The sequence below is a fragment of the Pseudoduganella ginsengisoli genome (assembly GCF_009720865.1).
Classification (GTDB): Bacteria; Pseudomonadota; Gammaproteobacteria; order Burkholderiales; family Burkholderiaceae_D; genus Rugamonas; species Rugamonas ginsengisoli.
Genome location: NZ_WNLA01000001.1, coordinates 258,057 through 274,744, shown reverse-complemented (window position 1 = coordinate 274,744; position 16,688 = coordinate 258,057). Strand labels below are relative to the sequence as shown.

Sequence of the window (16,688 nt, the reverse complement as noted above, 5' to 3'; positions counted from 1 at the left end):
CAGGCGAGAAATCGAAAGACATCGGCATTTGAGACAAATCCGCCACAGTAGCAATTAAGCAATTTTGTAAGAACTTAATCGCCGTTGCGTCACATTTCATGGCAAGTTGATAATTATGCCGCCAACTGTTGCAACAGGTACAAGCGCTGGTACAGGCCGCCGTCGATTTGCATCAGCGCATCGTGCGGGCCGGATTCGCTAATCCGTCCATGGTTCAGCACAATGATGCGGTCGGCTTCACGGATGGTCGACAAGCGGTGAGCAATGGCAATGATGGTGACTTGGCCGCGCAATTCATGCAGCGCCGTCTGCACGATCTGCTCGGTCTGGCTATCGATGCGCGACGTCGCTTCATCGAGCAACAGCACGCGGGGTTTGCCGGCCAGTGCACGGGCAATGGCAATCAATTGTTTTTGTCCGCTCGACAGACGCGAACCGCCTTCGCCCAGCGGCGTGTCATAACCGTGTTCCAGCGCGGAGATAAAACCGTGCGCATGGGCGGCCTTGGCAGCTGCCTCGATTTCCGCGAAGGGCAAGCCGCGGCCCATATCGATGTTTTCCCGTGCCGAGGCCGCCAGCAAGAAGGGTTCTTGCGGCACCAGCCCCACGTCGTTGCGGAAGCGGTCATTGGGAATTGTGGCCAGCGCTTCGCCGTGCAGGCGGATGCTGCCGGTACTGACGGGGTAATAGCGCAGCAGCAGCGACAGCAAAGTGGATTTGCCGCTGCCCGTGTGGCCGACTATGCCGATAAAGGCGCCTGGCGGAATGTCCAGCGACAAGTCGTGCAGCACGGGCTGGTTGTCGGCGTAGGCGAACGTCAAATGGTCGATGGCGATAGCCGGCGCATGGGCGTCCGTTGGCGTCTGCGTGATGTGCGCGGCAGCCTGGTGTTCCGGCGACAGCGGTTCCTGCAGCAAAATCGCCACGCGCGACGCGGCCACGACGGATTGCTGCAATTGGGAGAATTGCATGGTGATTTGAATCAGCGGCTCAATCACGCGGGCGATATAGCTGATGAACGCATACAGTACGCCGACTTCCGCCGCACTCATTTCGCGCTGGCCGAACATCCAGATGACGGCAGCCAGCAAGATCACGTTCAGCAAATCCAGCGCGGGGCGCAGCAGCCACGCATTGGCGCGGATTTCCGCCACGCGCTGCGTATAGTGGTCTACATTGGTGCGGCCAAAGCGTTCGGCAAAACGCGTCTCGGCGTTATTGGCCTGCAGCACTTGCATGCCGCTGATGGATTCCGCCATTTGCCCATTGATTTCACTGCGCAGCTGGCGCGCCCGCGTGACGGCGGGTGCGCTCCAGCGCTGGTACAGCCACACGATGCCGAGAACAAAGGGCAGCAGCGCCAGCACAATCAGCATCATGCGCCAATCCAGCCACGCCATGGCAATCACGGTACCGGCCAGCACGATGGTGCTGTCGAGCATGACGAACAGCACTTGCACATACAGGCTTTTCACGGCTTCCGTATCGTTGGTGACGCGCGAGACCAGCTGGCCCGTGATGGCGCGGTCAAAGAATGCCATCGGCAGGCGCAGCATGTGGCCATACACTTGTTCGCGCAGGCGCTGCACGGAACGCATGGCCAGCCCGGACAGGCTCACCAGTTGCCAGTAGCGCAGGCCGGTGGCAATCCAGCCGGTACCCAGTACGGCGCCCAGCAGCAGCCACATGCGCGGCCAGTCCAGGTGGCGGGGCAGCAAATGTTCATCGATCAGCGCCTTGCCCGCAATCGGGCCCAGCACTTCAAGGAAGGCGGCCGCCACCAGCCACAGCAGCGCCCAGTACAGGCGGCTCAAGTCGGGGCGGGCCGAGTGGTGCAGCAAGCCAAACGCTACACGCGTTTGCTTGCCCGACGACACGTGGTCAGGATGCTTCAATGCTGGCCTCCAGTTGCTGGTAGCGCCACTGGCTGGCATACCAGCCATCGAGCAGCAGCAATTCGGCATGGTTGCCGGTTTCGACGATGCGGCCGTCGCGCAGCACGATGATCTGGTCCGCATGGACGACAGCGCTGAGGCGGTGGCTGGCGATGATGGCGCTGCGGTCAGCGCCTGTCTGGTGGCCGGCCACGCGCAGCGCTTCCAAATGTTCGAGGATGCGGGTTTCCGTGCCCGTGTCGACAGCGGACAGCGCATCGTCCAGCAACAGCAGCGCATTATTGGCCAGCAGGGCGCGGGCGATGGCCACGCGCTGGCGCTGGCCGCCTGACAAGGCAATGCCTTTTTCACCCACTTCGGTGTCATACCCTTGCGGGAACAGCAAGATGTCATCGTGGATGGCCGCCAAGGCCGCCGCATGTTCGATTTCCGCGCGGGTGGCGCCGGGTTTCGCCAGCGCGATATTGTCGGCAATCGATGCGGAAAACAGGAACGATTCCTGCGGCACCCAGCTGATGGCGCTGCGCAGGGTGCGCAGCGTGTAATCGCTGAGCGCATGGCTGCCCCATTGCACGTGGCCGCGCTGCGGCGTCAACTGGCGCAGCAATACGCGCAGCAGCGTGGATTTGCCGGAACCCGTAGCGCCCACCAGGCCCAAGGTCTGGCCAGGCTTCAGGCGCAAGCGGATATCGTGCAGTGCATGCACGTTGGCAGCCTGGCCCGGATACGCATACGTGACGCCATCGAGCAGCAAGTCGCCTTTGGGCGCCTGTTCAATCTTGCCCTGGTCGGCGATGGCCAGCGGCGCATCGAGCATCGGCTGCAGGCGCGCATACGCGGCGCGGCCCCGTTCAATCAGCGACAACACCCAGCCGGCGGCAAACATCGGCCAGATCAGCTGGCCCAGGTACATGGAAAAACTCGTCAACGCACCGATCGTCAATTCGCCTTGCCACACGAGGTAGCCGCCCAGGCCCAGGGTCAGGCCGGTGGCCGCAGTCAGGGTCAGGCCCACGGCCGGTTCATAGGCGGCTTCCCACACTTGCGCGGACAGGCTGGCTTTTTGCGCATGGGCGGCCAGTTCACTGAATTGCTTGGCGCTGCGCTGTTCCAGGCCCAGTGCACGCAGCGTGCGCACGCCCGACAAGGTTTCCTGCACGTGGCCATTCAGCGCGGCAAAGCGCTTCAGCGAATCCGCCGACGCCGTGTGGATATGGTTCGAAATATGCCAGAACGCCCATCCCATCAAGGGGAAAGGCAGCAGGGCAATGCACGCGAGGCGCCAGTCAACGCCCAGCATCATGATGCCCAGCACGGTGACCAGGGTCAGGGCGCCGTCAAAGCCGGCCAGCATGGCTTCGCCGGCCGTCATTTCAATTGCATCGATATCGTTGGTGGCCAGCGCCATCAAGTCGCCGGTGCTCTGGTTCTGGTAAAACGCGGGTCCCTGGCGCGTCAGGCGCGCATAAAAGCGCGTGCGCAACTGCACGCCCAGTTGATAGGCGACCGCGTACAAGGTCATGCGCCAGCGCGCGCGCAGCAGGTAATTGCCGACGCCCAGCAGCAAAAGCAGGCCCAGCTGTTTCATCAGCCCGTGCGCGTCGAGCGTGTGCGCTGCCAGGCCGTCAATCATTGCGCCGATCTGGCGGGGTATCCAGATACTGATCAGCGCCACGCCGGTAAGCATGGCCGCCGCAGCGGCATAAGCAGGCCAGTGCTGACGCACAAAGCCGGCAAGTAGCCTCGATAAACTCATGGGTGTCCTCGGACTGTGTCGAGCCCGGTAGGATACATCAGGAGGGAATTTGCTGCCGGGCGTGCTCAGCGAGCACACCCGGAGTAGACATCGCGCGAGCGAAAGGAGAAATTACTTCTTGGGAGAAACCGACTTCAACACGACAGGTTTGGCTTCCTGCACGTCAGCCACGGGCGCCGCCACCGGCTTGCTTTCTTCTTCCACATGGCCGCCGCTCAGTTCAGCAACGGCTTCAGCCAGCGGCTTGGCGGCAGGCTTGCCTTCGGCTTTGGGCGCTTTGGCAACTTTTGGAGCAACAGCCGGTGCATCGGCGATTTCCGATTCAGCAGGCTCATTGTGCGCAGGGGCGGCAACCGGCTGGCTGGCTACTTTGGCAGCCAGCTCCAGCGGCTTGGCGGCAACGGCTGCGACAGTCGCGGTGGCTTCCTTGAACTGGTCTTTCACCAGTTGCGCCAGTTCAGCCTGGGTTTTGCTGGTGATGCTGTACAGCTCGCGGCTATAAGCCAGCAAGTTTTCCAGGTCCGGTGCTTGCACGATGAAGTCGCGTGGGTCGCGGGCTTCCAGGAACTGGCGGGCAACGGCCGACGATTTCTCAACCGAAGCGCGGGTCGTGCTGAAGTTCAGTGCGATGACTTGCTGGACGCCGGCAAAGGCGGTGTTGGCGTAGTGGCTGGCGAGGTCCAGCTGGGATTCGATTTGCGATTTGGCGGAAGCAGTAGCTGCGGAAAACTGATCAGTGAAAGCGTTCATCCTTACTTCTCCTGGCGACGGTTTGACGGTTTATATTGCGCTGCAATATAAATCATTCTAGCGGTGATTTCTGGCCGTGAAAAGTTATTTTTTCCACTATCCCTGCGGCTTGCACGACGCTAGCATGAATGAATGACAGGCGCTACAGGCTGTAGCGGACGATACGTCATAGTGCGGCGCAGCAACAACAGTGGCTTAATGGAGCCGTCTGTGCCTTTAGAATAAAAACAACATCACCTGGGAGGGAATGCATGAATGCCGTGAACATGGACGTAGTGGTACGCAACGCCAGCCTGCCCGATGGCCGGCGCGGCATCGATATTGCCATTCAAGGGGAGCGCATTGCCGACGTGGGGCCGCAGCTGGCGCTGCGGGGCGCGCGGGAAATCGATGCGGGCGGCGACCTGGTGGCGCCGCCATTTGTCGATGCCCACTTTCATATGGACGCCACGCTCAGCTATGGCTTGCCGCGCGTGAACCAGTCCGGCACGTTGTTGGAAGGGATCGCGCTGTGGGGCGAACTGAAACCCCACTTGACGCAGGAAGCGCTGGTGGAGCGCGCGCTGCAATACTGCGACTGGGCTGTCGCCAAGGGCTTGCTGGCGATCCGCACGCACGTTGATGTGTGCGACGACCGGCTGCTGGCCGTTGAAGCGCTGCTGGACGTCAAACGCAAGGTGGCGCCGTATCTCGACATGCAGCTGGTGGCGTTCCCGCAGGATGGCTTGCTGCGCAGCCCCACGGCACTGGCCAATTTAAAGCGTTCCATTGCCATGGGCGTCGACGTGGTCGGCGGCATTCCCCATTTCGAACGCACGATGGCCGATGGCGCGCAATCCGTGCGCATCCTGTGTGAATTCGCGGCGGAGCAGGGGCTGCGGGTCGATATGCATTGCGATGAATCGGACGATCCGCTGTCGCGCCACATAGAAACCCTGGCCAGTGAAACGCACCGCCTTGGCTTGCATGGCCGGGTGGCTGGTTCGCACCTGACGTCGATGCATTCGATGGACAATTACTATGTCAGCAAATTGCTGCCGCTGATGCGCGAAGCGGGCGTGGCGGCAATTGCCAATCCACTGATTAACATCACGCTGCAGGGCCGCCACGACACGTACCCGAAGCGGCGCGGCATGACGCGCGTGCCGGAAATGATGGCGGCCGGCATAGCCGTCGCGTTTGGCCACGATTGCGTGATGGATCCGTGGTACAGCCTGGGTTCCGGCGACATGCTGGAAGTGGCGCACATGGGCTTGCACGTGGCGCAAATGACGGGGCAGGACGCCATGCGCGCGTGCTTCACGGCCGTGACGGAAACCCCGGCCCGCATCCTGGGGCTCGATGGCTATGGCATAGCGCCGGGCAGTTATGCGGATCTCGTGCTGCTCGATGCCGCCAGTCCCGTGGAAGCCATCCGCCTGCGCGCTGCGCGGCGCATGGTGATGCGGCGGGGGAAAGTCGTCAGTGAAATGCCGCGCACGGCGGCGGCGCTGAATTTGCCGGGGCGTCCGTCCAGCGTGGATTTCCGCTTGTCCCGTCGTGACCGGTGAGCCGTTGAACCGTTGCGGCTGCGCTGCACTGGATCAAAGGGCATCAGATCCGCACACAAATCCTTCTCGCGGTAACATGGCAGATCATCTTCTTTACTGCGAGCATTATGCTGATCTTGTCCACTGAACGCCTGAACTTGCGCACCGTGAATGCGGACGATGCGCCGTTTTACCTGGAACTGGTGAATGACCCGTCGTGGATTGCCAACATTGGCGACCGCAATTTGCACACGGTGGAAGCGGCCCGCGCGGCCTTGCTGGAAGGTCCCGTGGCGATGCAAATGCGGCTGGGATACTCGCTATACCTGGTGGAGCGCCGCAGCGATGGCGTGCCGATGGGATTGTGCGGCTTGCTGAAACGCGATTTTTTACCCGGCGTCGATATTGGCTATGCACTGGCCCCACGCTACTGGGGCCATGGCTATGCGCTGGAAGCCGCCACCGCTGTCATGCACCAGGCGCGCGACCAGTTCAAGCAGCCGTGCCTGCTGGCGATTACGCATCCGGATAACCAGGCGTCGATCGCCTTGCTGGGGAAGCTGGGCTTGCAGTTTGTCGAGCGCAAGCAATTGCCGGGCTATGACGGTGATAGCAATATCTACCGTAAAGACTTCTAAACCGGCTTAACATCCGATCAATTGTTGCATGGCTGCAAAAGTCCTGACACAATCCCGCCCCGAGGGGGAATACCAATGAAACTCGCAGACCTGAAAATAGGCGTGCGTCTGAGCTTGCTTAGCGGCTTTTTCTTAATCGCGTTACTTGCCGTCGGCCTGACGGGCTGGCGCGCACTGGCGGCCATCAAGCACCGCGACGCGCAGGGTATACAGCGCACGGCCATGCTGACGCAGGCCGTCGATATCGCGCGCAGCTCGCAAGTGGAATTCAAGATCCAGGTGCAGGAGTGGAAGAATATCCTGGTGCGGGGGAGTGACCCGGCCAGCTTTGACAAGTATTCTCAAGCGTTCACCACAACCGGACAGAAAGTCAACAGCGAGCTGGCCCGGCTGAAGGCATTGCTGGACAAATTGAACTTGTCCACGCCACTGGTAGCCGAAGCGCAAAAGCTGCATGAAGAACTGGGCGTCAATTACATGAAGGCGCTCAAGCAATACGACACGGCCAATCCGGAAAGCTATAAGCTTGTCGATGGCCTGGTGAAAGGCATGGACCGGGCGCCCACTGCGAAGATCGATGAAATCGTTGCCTATATCGGCAAGCAGGCAAACGATGAAAACAAGGATATGGTGGCGGACGCCGAAGACGCTTATCGCGGCGCCGTACTGTGGCAGGGCGGCATTGTCGCGCTGGCCCTGGTGGCGGGCGGCGTGCTGATGGTGTGGCTGACCCGCAGCATTACGCAGCCGTTGGCGCAGGCGCTGGATTTGGCCAAGACGGTGGCAGCGGGTGATTTGCGGTGCGAGATGGCGTCGTCGCGCAAGGATGAAATCGGCGATTTGCTGCGGGCGCTGCAGGAAATGACGGATAACCTGGCGCGCATCGTTGGCGACGTGCGGCAGGGGACGGATACCATTGCAACGGCCAGCACGGAAATCGCATCGGGCAATATGGACTTGTCGGCGCGCACGGAACAGCAAGCCAGTTCGCTGGAAGAAACCGTGGCGTCGATGGCGGAACTGACGTCCACCGTGCGCCAGAACCATGAAAATGCGGGCCAGGCGCAGCGGCTGGCGGAAGAAGCATCGCATGTGGCGGAAAAGGGCGGCGTCACGGTGTCGGAAGTCGTGCAAATGATGGGGCGGATCAACGAGTCGTCGCGCAAGATTGCCGACATCATCAGCGTCATTGACGGCATTGCGTTCCAGACCAATATCCTGGCGCTTAATGCGGCAGTGGAAGCGGCACGCGCCGGTGAGCAGGGGCGCGGCTTTGCCGTGGTGGCGTCGGAAGTGCGCAGCCTGGCGCACCGCTCGGCTGCGGCAGCCAAGGAAATCAAGGAATTGATCGTCGATTCCGTGGCGCGGGTTGATCAGGGCAGCTTGCTGGTGACGCAGGCCGGCGACACGATGACGGACGTGGTGGCCAGTGTCGGGCGGGTGGCCGCTATCATCCGTGAAATCGCGCAGGCCAGTACGGAACAGCAGGATGGCATCGCTGAAATCGGCGAAGCCATCAACCAGATGGATGGCGTGACGCAGCAAAATGCCGCGCTGGTGGAGCAGGCCAGCGCCGCGGCCGATGCGTTGCGCCAGCAGGCGCACAGCCTGGCGGAGGCGGTCAGCATCTTCAAGCTGCACGAAGAAGAGCGCCGGCAGGCACAGGCCCGGCGCCCGCTGCTCAACTAGACTTGGCCATCATTGGGCTGGGAAAAACCACTGCAGCGGCAAGTGCACCCGCTCCGCCCACGATTTCTCGTTGTGGATGCCGCCCTGCGCTTCGTAGTAATACAGGTTGCGGCCAAACGTAAAGCCTTTGGACAGCATCGCGTCGCGCATGGCGCGCGTGCCTTCCACGCCATCGTTGCTGGTGCCGGCATCGATATAAAACTGGACGCTGGCAGGCTGAGGCGCCTGGCCGATCATGGCGCCATTGTTCCACCAGAATGAACTGGAAACGCCGCCCGCCTTGCCAAAGACGTCAGGCCGGTGCGCGGCCATGTGGAGCGATGCGATGCCGCCCAGCGACGACCCCATGATGGCGGTATGCTCTGGCCCGGTGCGCGTACGCAGCGTGCGGTCGATGTACGGTTTCACGGTATCGACAATGAATTGCTCGTATTGCTCGATCTTGCCGCCGCCATGCTGGGGATCGCAGCACGGCGTGTATTCGGCGATGCGGTCCGGCGTGTTGTCGATGCCGACCACGATGGTTTCCGCCATCTTGCCTTCGGCAATCAGGCGGTCTACGGTTTTAGCTATCCCCCATTCCACGCCATACGCGGCAGTTTTTGCATCAAACAGGTTTTGGCCATCGTGCATATACAGGACCGGATAGCGCGCGTCCGGGTGCGTGGCATAACCGGGCGGCAGGTAGACGCGCAGCTTGCGGCGGTTGCCCAGTTGCGGCGATTCGATGTCGTCGATGATGCGCACGGCGCCGCCGGCAATGCGCGGCGCATCCAGTTCCAGCACCAGCGCAGAGCGGGCCGGCAGCGTCACTTCGTCATGCAAGCCGTAGCGCTGGCCGCTGATGACGTCGCGGCCGCCGTCCACGCCTGCCAGCATTTCCCGGAAGCGCGCGGTTTTCAAAGGCATGGCTTTTTCATTGAGGTTAATGGCTACCATCACCTTGTGCGCACCGTCATAGCGGAAGTACACATACGTATCGTTTTCCGGCCCGAAGTGCATCAGCTTGCCGTTGTGGATGACGCTCTGGCCCTTGCGCCAGTTCAGCAGGTTTTTCACGAACGCCTGTGCGTCGCGCTGCTGCTTCGTCAGCCCCTGGCCCGTGAACGCATTGACCTTGTCGCCGGCCCAGCCGCCTGGGAAGTCGTGGCGGTATGACGGGTCGTCGCGGCCCTTGGTGGTGCTGGGCATCTGGATTTCCGTGCCATAGTACAGCTGTGGAATGCGCGGCATCGTCAGCGTGTACGCCATGGCAATGCGGAACAGCGCATCGTCATGCTTGACGACGCTGAACAGGCGCGGCATGTCGTGGTTGCCCTCGAACAGCGTCATGTTGGACGCATCGGGATACTGGTAATCCTGCGACACGGTTTCATACAGCGTCTTCAGCGAGTAGCTGCTTTCGCCTGCCAGTACACGGCGCAATGTGTCGTTGAGCGGGAAATCCATCATGCTGGGCATGCTCGACACATAGCCGTCGAAATTCTGCTTGTTTTTCAGCCAGTGCGCGACCACGGGCACCTGGCTGCTCCACTCTTCGCCCACCATATTCAGGTTCGGGTATTCCGCCAATATGTGGCGCGACCAGTTGGCCAGGAACGCGGTATTGGAATAGCCGTACGTATCGACGCGCAATCCGGCCAGCCCCGCATATTCAATCCACCACACGGCATTTTGCATCAGGTAAGTCGCCAGGTAAGGATTGGCCTGGTTTAAGTCTGGCATGTTGGGCGAAAACCAGCCCGTGGTGAAATCCTTGCGGTCCGCTTCCGATGCATACGGGTCTTGCACCGCCAGCCGGTGGTGCTGCGTGGGCGCGTAGCTGCCGTTGTGCGTAATCCAGTCCGGCGTGGGCAAATCCCGCATCCACCAGTGCTGCATGCCGATGTGGTTCAGCACGACATCCTGGATCACGCCGATGCCTTTTTCACGCGCCTTGGCGGTAAAGGTGCGGAAGTCGTCATTGGTGCCGAAGCGGGCATCGATCTTGTACAAGTCTGTGCCGGAATAGCCGTGGTACGAATACGCCGGCATATTGTTTTCCACCAGCGGCGTCGGCCAGATCATTGTGTAGCCCATGTCGGCGATGTAGCCCAGCGCATTGGTCATCCCCTGCAAATCGCCGCCGTGGCGGCCGGAGCCATTTTTGCGGTCCAGCTTGTCCGGCATGCCGGCCACGGTATCGTTGGCGGGGTTGCCGTTGGCGAAGCGGTCCGGCATCACGTTGTAAATCACATCGGCGCTGGAAAACCCTTTGCGCTGGGCGGAACCTGCTGCACGCGCTTGCAACGCATAGTTGTAAATCACGGAACCTTTGCCGGGCGCGGCAAACGCGATATCGAATTTGCCGGGCTGGGCTGCGTCGTCGATGGCCAGGTCGATAAACAAATAATTGCGGTTGGCCACGCGGTTGACGGCGGCAATGCGCACGCCCGGGTAGCTGAGACTGGGTTCCAAGTCGGCGATATGGTTACCGTGCACCATCAGCTGCAGTGTCTTGTGTTGCATGCCGGTCCACCAGAACGCGGGTTCCATGTGGTCGATGCGGTAATCCTGGGCATAGGCCCCCAGGCAGGCGGCTGCCGCCAATACTGCCAGCACGGTACGTTTCATGCTATCTCCGATGGTAGTTGTGCTACATGATTGTTTATAACTTCATAGTATGAAAGGAAGGTGATGCGGAAGCAACGGATTTTGCAATCTAGTTCAGTTACATTGTTGGGGTGTTGCCAGCGCCGCGCTATGCTGTGACTTTATTGCGCCAAGGATATGTATGGCAGGGTTGGGCAGGCGGGCGGTATTAAAGGCAATGATGGCTTGCGGCACAGTGGCGGCGGCGCCGGTGCTGGCCCAGGCGCAGGGTGGCGATGGCGCATTGGTCGTGCTGGATGCCTTGCCATCGAAGTTTGTCGCCTCGCGCAAGGTCGTGGTCTGGCTGCCGCCCGGCTATGACGGCGTGTCCCGGCGCTACTCCGTCGTCTATATGCATGATGGTCAAAACCTGTTCGACTCGGCTAAGGGCGGCCAGGCGTGGCAAGTGCACCAGGTGCTGGCCTCGCTGATAGCTTCAGGGGCAACGCAGCCCGCCATCCTGGTCGGCATCTGGAGCAGCCGCGACCGCGCCCGCGAATATGGCCCGGCTGCCGCCGTGGAAAAGCTGGCGCCGGAATTGCGGGCGTCGCTGCTGGGCGATCCGCCTGTCCCCGGCGGCTTGCCAGCGCTGTCCGACCAATACTTGCGCTTCCTGGTGGAAGAATTAAAACCCGCCATCGACAGCCGCTTCCGCACGCTGAAAGAGCGCGCCTACACTTTTACGCTGGGCGCATCGATGGGCGCCGTAATTGCGCTCTATGCCACGGTGCGCCATCCGGAAGTGTTTGGAGGCGCCGCGTGCCTGTCCACGCACTGGCCCATCACGACGAACTTCAACCTGCTGCGCGATCCCGACGATATGCGCCCGGTGCGCATCGCGTCCGCATGGTTCGACTGGCTCGGCAATGCGCTGCCCCGTGCCGGCCTGCTGAAGCTGTATTTCGACCATGGCGACGCCACGCTGGACGCGCTGTACGGACCCTATCAGCAGCAAATGGATGGGATTTTGCGGGCCAAAGGATACCGGCAGGGTATCGACTTGCTGAGCAGGGTGTTTCCAGGTGCCGACCACAGCGATGCAGCATGGCGCAGCCGCGTGGACTTGCCATTGCGGTTTCTGCTACCGGTTTCAGTTGCTTTGTAGTCGTACTACAAAGTAAAAATTTGATCGTGTAGCCCTAATACAACGTCAAGGCTGTGCAAGGGTGACGTAAAGATAAGAAAAACTGTTGTTTTAGGTAGGTTTCATCAACTCCGATTGACACTCAATCTAGTTTTAGTACAAAATTTCTCCCAAGACGTGTAATAAAGCGTTTACATCCAGGATCCCGTGTAGTCGAACTAACTCTTCGGCGGCAAGTCAGGGCGGGAATTTTTTATGATGAGTGGGGGAGATTTGATGAATATCTTTGCTGGCAAGCGCACGAAGAGCGCTGCTTTTCAACTGAAGCCGGTTGCTGCAGGTTGCGCCGTGTTTCTGTCCGCGCTGACCGGTACCGCTGGCGCGCAACAGGCTGCTGACGCACCGGTGCAATCCGTTGTCGTGTCGGGCATCCGTTCCGGTATCGAAGCTGCTATCTCGATCAAAAAGAATTCCACGTCCATCGTTGAAGCGGTTTCCGCTGAAGACATTGGCAAACTGCCTGACTTGAGCGTGGCGGAATCGCTGTCCCGCCTGCCTGGCGTCACCGCGCAGCGTTCGCGCGACAGCGGCAAGCCTGCCGACATTTCCGTGCGCGGCCTGTCCCCAAGCTTTAACGGCTCGCTGCTGAACGGCCGCGAACAGGCATCGACCGGCAATGCCCGCGCCCCTGAATTCGACCTGTTCCCAGCTGAACTGATCAGCTCCGCCATGGTCTACAAGTCGCCAGACGCGACCCTGGTAGGCCAGGGCCTGGCATCGACCATCAACCTGACCACCCGCCAGCCGCTGGACTTCGGTTCGCGCGTGCTGGCCGCTTCGGCCCGTACCGAGCGCACTGGCGTTAATTCCGGCAATCCGGAAGGCGACGGCCACCGCTATTCGTTCTCCTACGTTGACCAGTTCGCCAACCGCACTATCGGTGTGGCGCTGGGCGTGACCAAGCAAAAAGACGTCGGCGGCGGCCAGGCCAAGTTTGAAGGCGGCGGCACCAATATCTATGATCCAAAAACTGCGGCCAATCCCAACGGCCTGAACGTTGTCGTGCCGAGCGGCTTCAAGGCCGACACGGAAACCACCGCTTCCGACCGTACCGGCGTGATGGCAACGTTCCAGTACCGTCCGAGCCGCGACTTCAAGACCATGGTCGACATCTTCCATTCGTCGGGTTCGCACAGTCTGAAGAAAACCGGCCTGGAAGGCTCGATTTCCGGTTCGTGGGGCGGCTATGACCCTGTGGGCAAGCTGATCAATCCGACCATCGCCAATGGCGTGGCGACCTCCGGTACCTTCACTGGCTTCAAGGGCGACGTGCGTAACCACATGGAAGCGTACGATGACAAGCTGAACGCAATCGGCTGGAACACGCAGTGGAAAACCGGCGAATGGACCCACATCGCCGACCTGTCGCACTCGAAAGCGCACAAGGACGCGGTGCGCTATGAAACCACCGCGGGCCAGGCCGGCAATACGCCAGAAGCCCAGGTATCGAACATTTCCTGGACCGGCTTCAACGGCACCGACCTGTCGTCGATGCACTTGACGTCCAACCTGGATTATTCCGACCGCAGCAAGATCTTCCTGACCGACACCGATGGCTGGGGCGGTGGTCCGAACTCGCCGCAGGCCGGCTACGTGGCCATGCCGAAAGTTGACGATAAAGTCGACAGCCTGCGCTGGTCGTCCAAGCGCAACGTGGAAGGCTGGGGTCCAGTGGCTGCCGTGCAGTTCGGCGCCAACTACACCAAGCGCGACAAAGTGCGCGCCGGCGAAGAAGGCCGCCTGGTCGTGAAAGGCGGCAATGGCTACGCGACTGCCACCGTGCCAGGCACCGAAGTGGGTACCGCAGGCACCACCGGCATTCCTATCGTGAAGTTCAACCCGATCGGTACCCTGGGCTCGATCTATGACATGGTGCAGTGGATCGACTCCGGCGTGCTGGCCAAGGACTGGTCTGTTTCCGAGAAAGTCAGCACGCTGTTCGCCATGGGCGACCTCGATGGCGAACTGGGTTCGATTCCATACCGCGGCAACTTTGGCACGCAATTCGTGCACACCAGCCAGCACACCACGGGTAACAAAGTGGACTTGGCAACCTGCACCGGCATCACCGCCGCCACTTGCCCATTCTCGAAGATTTCCGATGGCACGTCGTACAACGACTTCCTGCCAAGCGCCAACGTCACGTTTGACCTGGGCAACGACCAGGTCGTGCGTCTGGCGGCCGCCAAAGTGCTGGCCCGTGCCAACCTGGACGATATGCGCGCCAGCTCGGCCTTTGGCGTGAGCAAGAACGGCGCCGTGCAAATCCTGACCGGCTCCGGTGGTAACGCCAAGCTGGAACCGTTCCGCGCCAAGCAGCTGGACCTGTCGTATGAGAAGTACTTCGGCAAGAAGGGTTACTTCAGCGGCGCGCTGTTCTACAAGAAACTCGACACCTACATCCTGCGTGTGCCACGTGCATTCGATTTCAAGGATCAGGTCGGCCCGAATACCCCGCTGCCACAGGATGGTCCGTACAAGAATTCGACGGTGGGTCTGCTGACCACGCCTGAAAACGGTGACGGCGGCAACATCAAGGGTGTGGAATTCGCAGTGAACGTGCCGTTCTCGCTGCTGACTTCGTACCTGGATGGCTTCGGCGTGATGGTGAACTACTCGAATACGTCGAGCGGCGTGACCCTGCCAGCGAGCGGCTTCGCGACCAAGGACGTGACGCCGATTAAGATTCCGCTGCCAGGCTTGTCGAAGCAAGTGACCAACCTGCGTGCGTACTATGAAAACCACGGCTTCCAAATTGCATGGGCAGCGCGCAAGCGTTCCGACTTCCTGGGCCAGATCAGCGACTACCAGGATAATTCGCAGCTGACCTTCGTACGTGGCGACACCATCATCGACATGCAAGTGTCGTATGAATTCCAAAGCGGCGTGATGAAGGGCCTGTCCGTGTTCGCCAACGCGAACAACTGGAACAACACGCCATACCGCGAATTCAACGGTGTTGACCGCAACGCGTTCGTGTTCAAGACCACGTATGGCCGTACCTACCAGTTCGGCGCAACTTACAAGTTCTAAGCACGTATAGCGTAGCGTTACAATCAGCCCCGGCAGGCAATGCCGGGGCTGTTTTTATTTCGGGGTAATGAAGATGCATGCACCTATCAAAGAGATCGTCATCGTCGGCGGCGGCACGGCCGGATGGATGAACGCCACCGCGCTGTCGATGGCATTGCGCGGGCAATACCGTATCCGCGTGGTTGAATCCGATGAAATCGGCATTGTCGGCGTGGGCGAGGCAACGATCCCGATGATTGCCCGCTTTAACCAGCTGGCCGGCATCGATGAAGCCGCATTCATGAAGGCTACGCAAGGCACGTATAAGCTGGGTATTGAATTCGTCAACTGGGGCAGGGTGGGTGACCGCTACATGCACGCGTTTGGCGCGATCGGCCAGGATATGTGGACCTTGCGCTTCGACCAGTACTGGCGCCGCATGCGCGAGCTGGGCAAGGCGCGCGAATTGGGCGCCTACACGATCACGCGTGAAATGGCGCGCCGTAACAAATTCATGCCGGCCCGCCACGATGCGCCGAACTCGCCGCTGTCATCGATCGCCCATGCGTATCACTTCGACGCCAGCCTGTATGCGCGCCATTTGCGCAGCCTGTGCGAACAGCGCGGCGTGCAGCGCATCGAAGGCAAGATTACGCAGGTGGCGCAGCGCGCCACTGATGGCTTCGTGGAAGCTGTCGTGCTGGAATCCGGCGAGCGGGTGGAAGGCGATTTATTCATCGATTGTTCGGGCTTTCGCGGCTTGCTGATCGAAGGCGCGCTGCAGACCGGCTATGAAGACTGGAACCACTGGCTGCCGTGCGACCGCGCACTGGCTGTGCCGTGCGCATCGGTGGCGCCGCTGACGCCGTACACGCGCGCCACGGCGCACCGCGCGGGCTGGCAATGGCGCATTCCGCTGCAGCACCGCACCGGCAATGGCCACGTGTATTGCAGCGCAGCCGTCAGTGATGAAGAAGCCAGCACGGTGCTGATGAAAAACCTCGATGGCATGGCGCTCGATGACCCGCGCATGATCCGCTTCCGCACCGGCATGCGCAAGAAAAGCTGGAACAAGAACGTGGTGGCGATGGGCCTGGCCAGCGGCTTTTTGGAGCCGCTGGAATCGACCAGCATCCACTTGATCCAGGCCGCCATTGCGCGCCTGATCCGCTTCTTCCCGGACAGTGGCTTCGACCAGGCGCAAATCGATGAATTCAACCGCCAGAACCGCTTTGATTACGAAAGCGTGCGCGATTTCGTCATCCTGCACTACAAGCTGAACCAGCGCGACGATTCCGACTTCTGGCGCCAGTGCGCCGCCATGCCGGTGCCGGACACGTTGCAGGCCAAGCTCGACTTGTTCATGGCGCGCGGCGACATCGTGCGGCGCGACAATGAACTGTTCACGGAAGCGGGCTGGGCGCAAGTGCTGTATGGCCAGAATGCGTGGCCGGAACGCTGCCATCCGCTGGCGGAGTTGATCACGGAAGCGCAGGGGATGGAATACATGGAAAACGTGGCCGACGTGGTGGCGCGCTGCGTTGAGCAGATGCCGGACCACGCAGCCTTTATCCAGCGCTATTGCGCTGCGTAGGGCGGGCTGTAGGGCGGATTAGCGCGCAGCGCGTAATCCGCCATGTATGC

General features: G+C 60.8%; 10 protein-coding genes. 6 read left to right on the top strand and 4 right to left on the bottom strand.

Translation table 11 applies throughout. The annotated features are described in order from the left end of the window. Positions 1–113: 113 nt before the first annotated feature. The 3 genes from GM668_RS01190 to phaP form a co-directional block, all read right to left on the bottom strand. On the bottom strand, positions 114–1,895 hold the full coding sequence (locus GM668_RS01190) for an ABC transporter ATP-binding protein (RefSeq protein ID WP_229498798.1): 1,782 nt from the start codon (positions 1,893–1,895) through the stop codon (positions 114–116). Next, positions 1,882–3,651, bottom strand: coding sequence for an ABC transporter ATP-binding protein (locus tag GM668_RS01185; RefSeq protein WP_155437101.1), 1,770 nt, complete (start codon positions 3,649–3,651; stop codon positions 1,882–1,884). The genes GM668_RS01190 and GM668_RS01185 overlap by 14 nt, the downstream gene beginning before the upstream one ends. 111 nt (positions 3,652–3,762) lie before the next feature. After that, positions 3,763–4,401, bottom strand: a complete 639-nt coding sequence (gene phaP, locus GM668_RS01180; RefSeq protein WP_155437100.1) for a TIGR01841 family phasin — start codon at positions 4,399–4,401, stop codon at positions 3,763–3,765. A gap of 266 nt (positions 4,402–4,667) precedes the next feature. Here phaP and GM668_RS01175 point away from each other — a divergent pair, with 266 nt between their 5' ends. The 3 genes from GM668_RS01175 (at position 4,668) to GM668_RS01165 (ending at position 8,257) form a co-directional block, all read left to right on the top strand. Further along, the gene (locus GM668_RS01175) at positions 4,668–5,951 is read left to right on the top strand and encodes an amidohydrolase family protein (RefSeq protein WP_155437729.1); all 1,284 of its coding nucleotides are present in this window, start codon (positions 4,668–4,670) and stop codon (positions 5,949–5,951) included. Between the two features lie 107 nt (positions 5,952–6,058). Next, the gene (locus GM668_RS01170) at positions 6,059–6,568 is read left to right on the top strand and encodes a GNAT family N-acetyltransferase (protein ID WP_155437099.1); all 510 of its coding nucleotides are present in this window, start codon (positions 6,059–6,061) and stop codon (positions 6,566–6,568) included. Between the two features lie 75 nt (positions 6,569–6,643). Further along, complete coding sequence (locus GM668_RS01165) at positions 6,644–8,257, top strand: methyl-accepting chemotaxis protein (protein ID WP_155437098.1); 1,614 nt, start codon at positions 6,644–6,646, stop codon at positions 8,255–8,257. Positions 8,258–8,266: 9 nt separating this feature from the next. Here the strand turns inward: GM668_RS01165 and GM668_RS01160 are convergent, their stop codons facing one another. Then, positions 8,267–10,870 carry an alpha-amylase family glycosyl hydrolase gene (locus tag GM668_RS01160; protein WP_229498796.1) on the bottom strand — a complete coding sequence of 868 codons (2,604 nt, stop codon included), beginning with the start codon at positions 10,868–10,870 and terminating at the stop codon, positions 8,267–8,269. 160 nt (positions 10,871–11,030) lie between these two features. On the opposite strand from GM668_RS01160, the gene GM668_RS01155 reads away from it, so the two are divergent. The 3 genes from GM668_RS01155 (at position 11,031) to GM668_RS01145 (ending at position 16,638) form a co-directional block, all read left to right on the top strand. Further along, positions 11,031–11,993: an alpha/beta hydrolase gene (locus tag GM668_RS01155; RefSeq protein ID WP_155437097.1), complete on the top strand. Its 963-nt coding sequence runs from the start codon at positions 11,031–11,033 to the stop codon at positions 11,991–11,993. 255 nt (positions 11,994–12,248) lie between these two features. Further along, entirely contained in the window at positions 12,249–15,065 is a 2,817-nt protein-coding gene (locus GM668_RS01150) for a TonB-dependent receptor (protein WP_155437096.1), read from the top strand. 73 nt (positions 15,066–15,138) lie between these two features. After that, positions 15,139–16,638: a tryptophan halogenase family protein gene (locus tag GM668_RS01145; RefSeq protein WP_371868599.1), complete on the top strand. Its 1,500-nt coding sequence runs from the start codon at positions 15,139–15,141 to the stop codon at positions 16,636–16,638. The last annotated feature ends 50 nt before the right edge of the window (positions 16,639–16,688 follow it).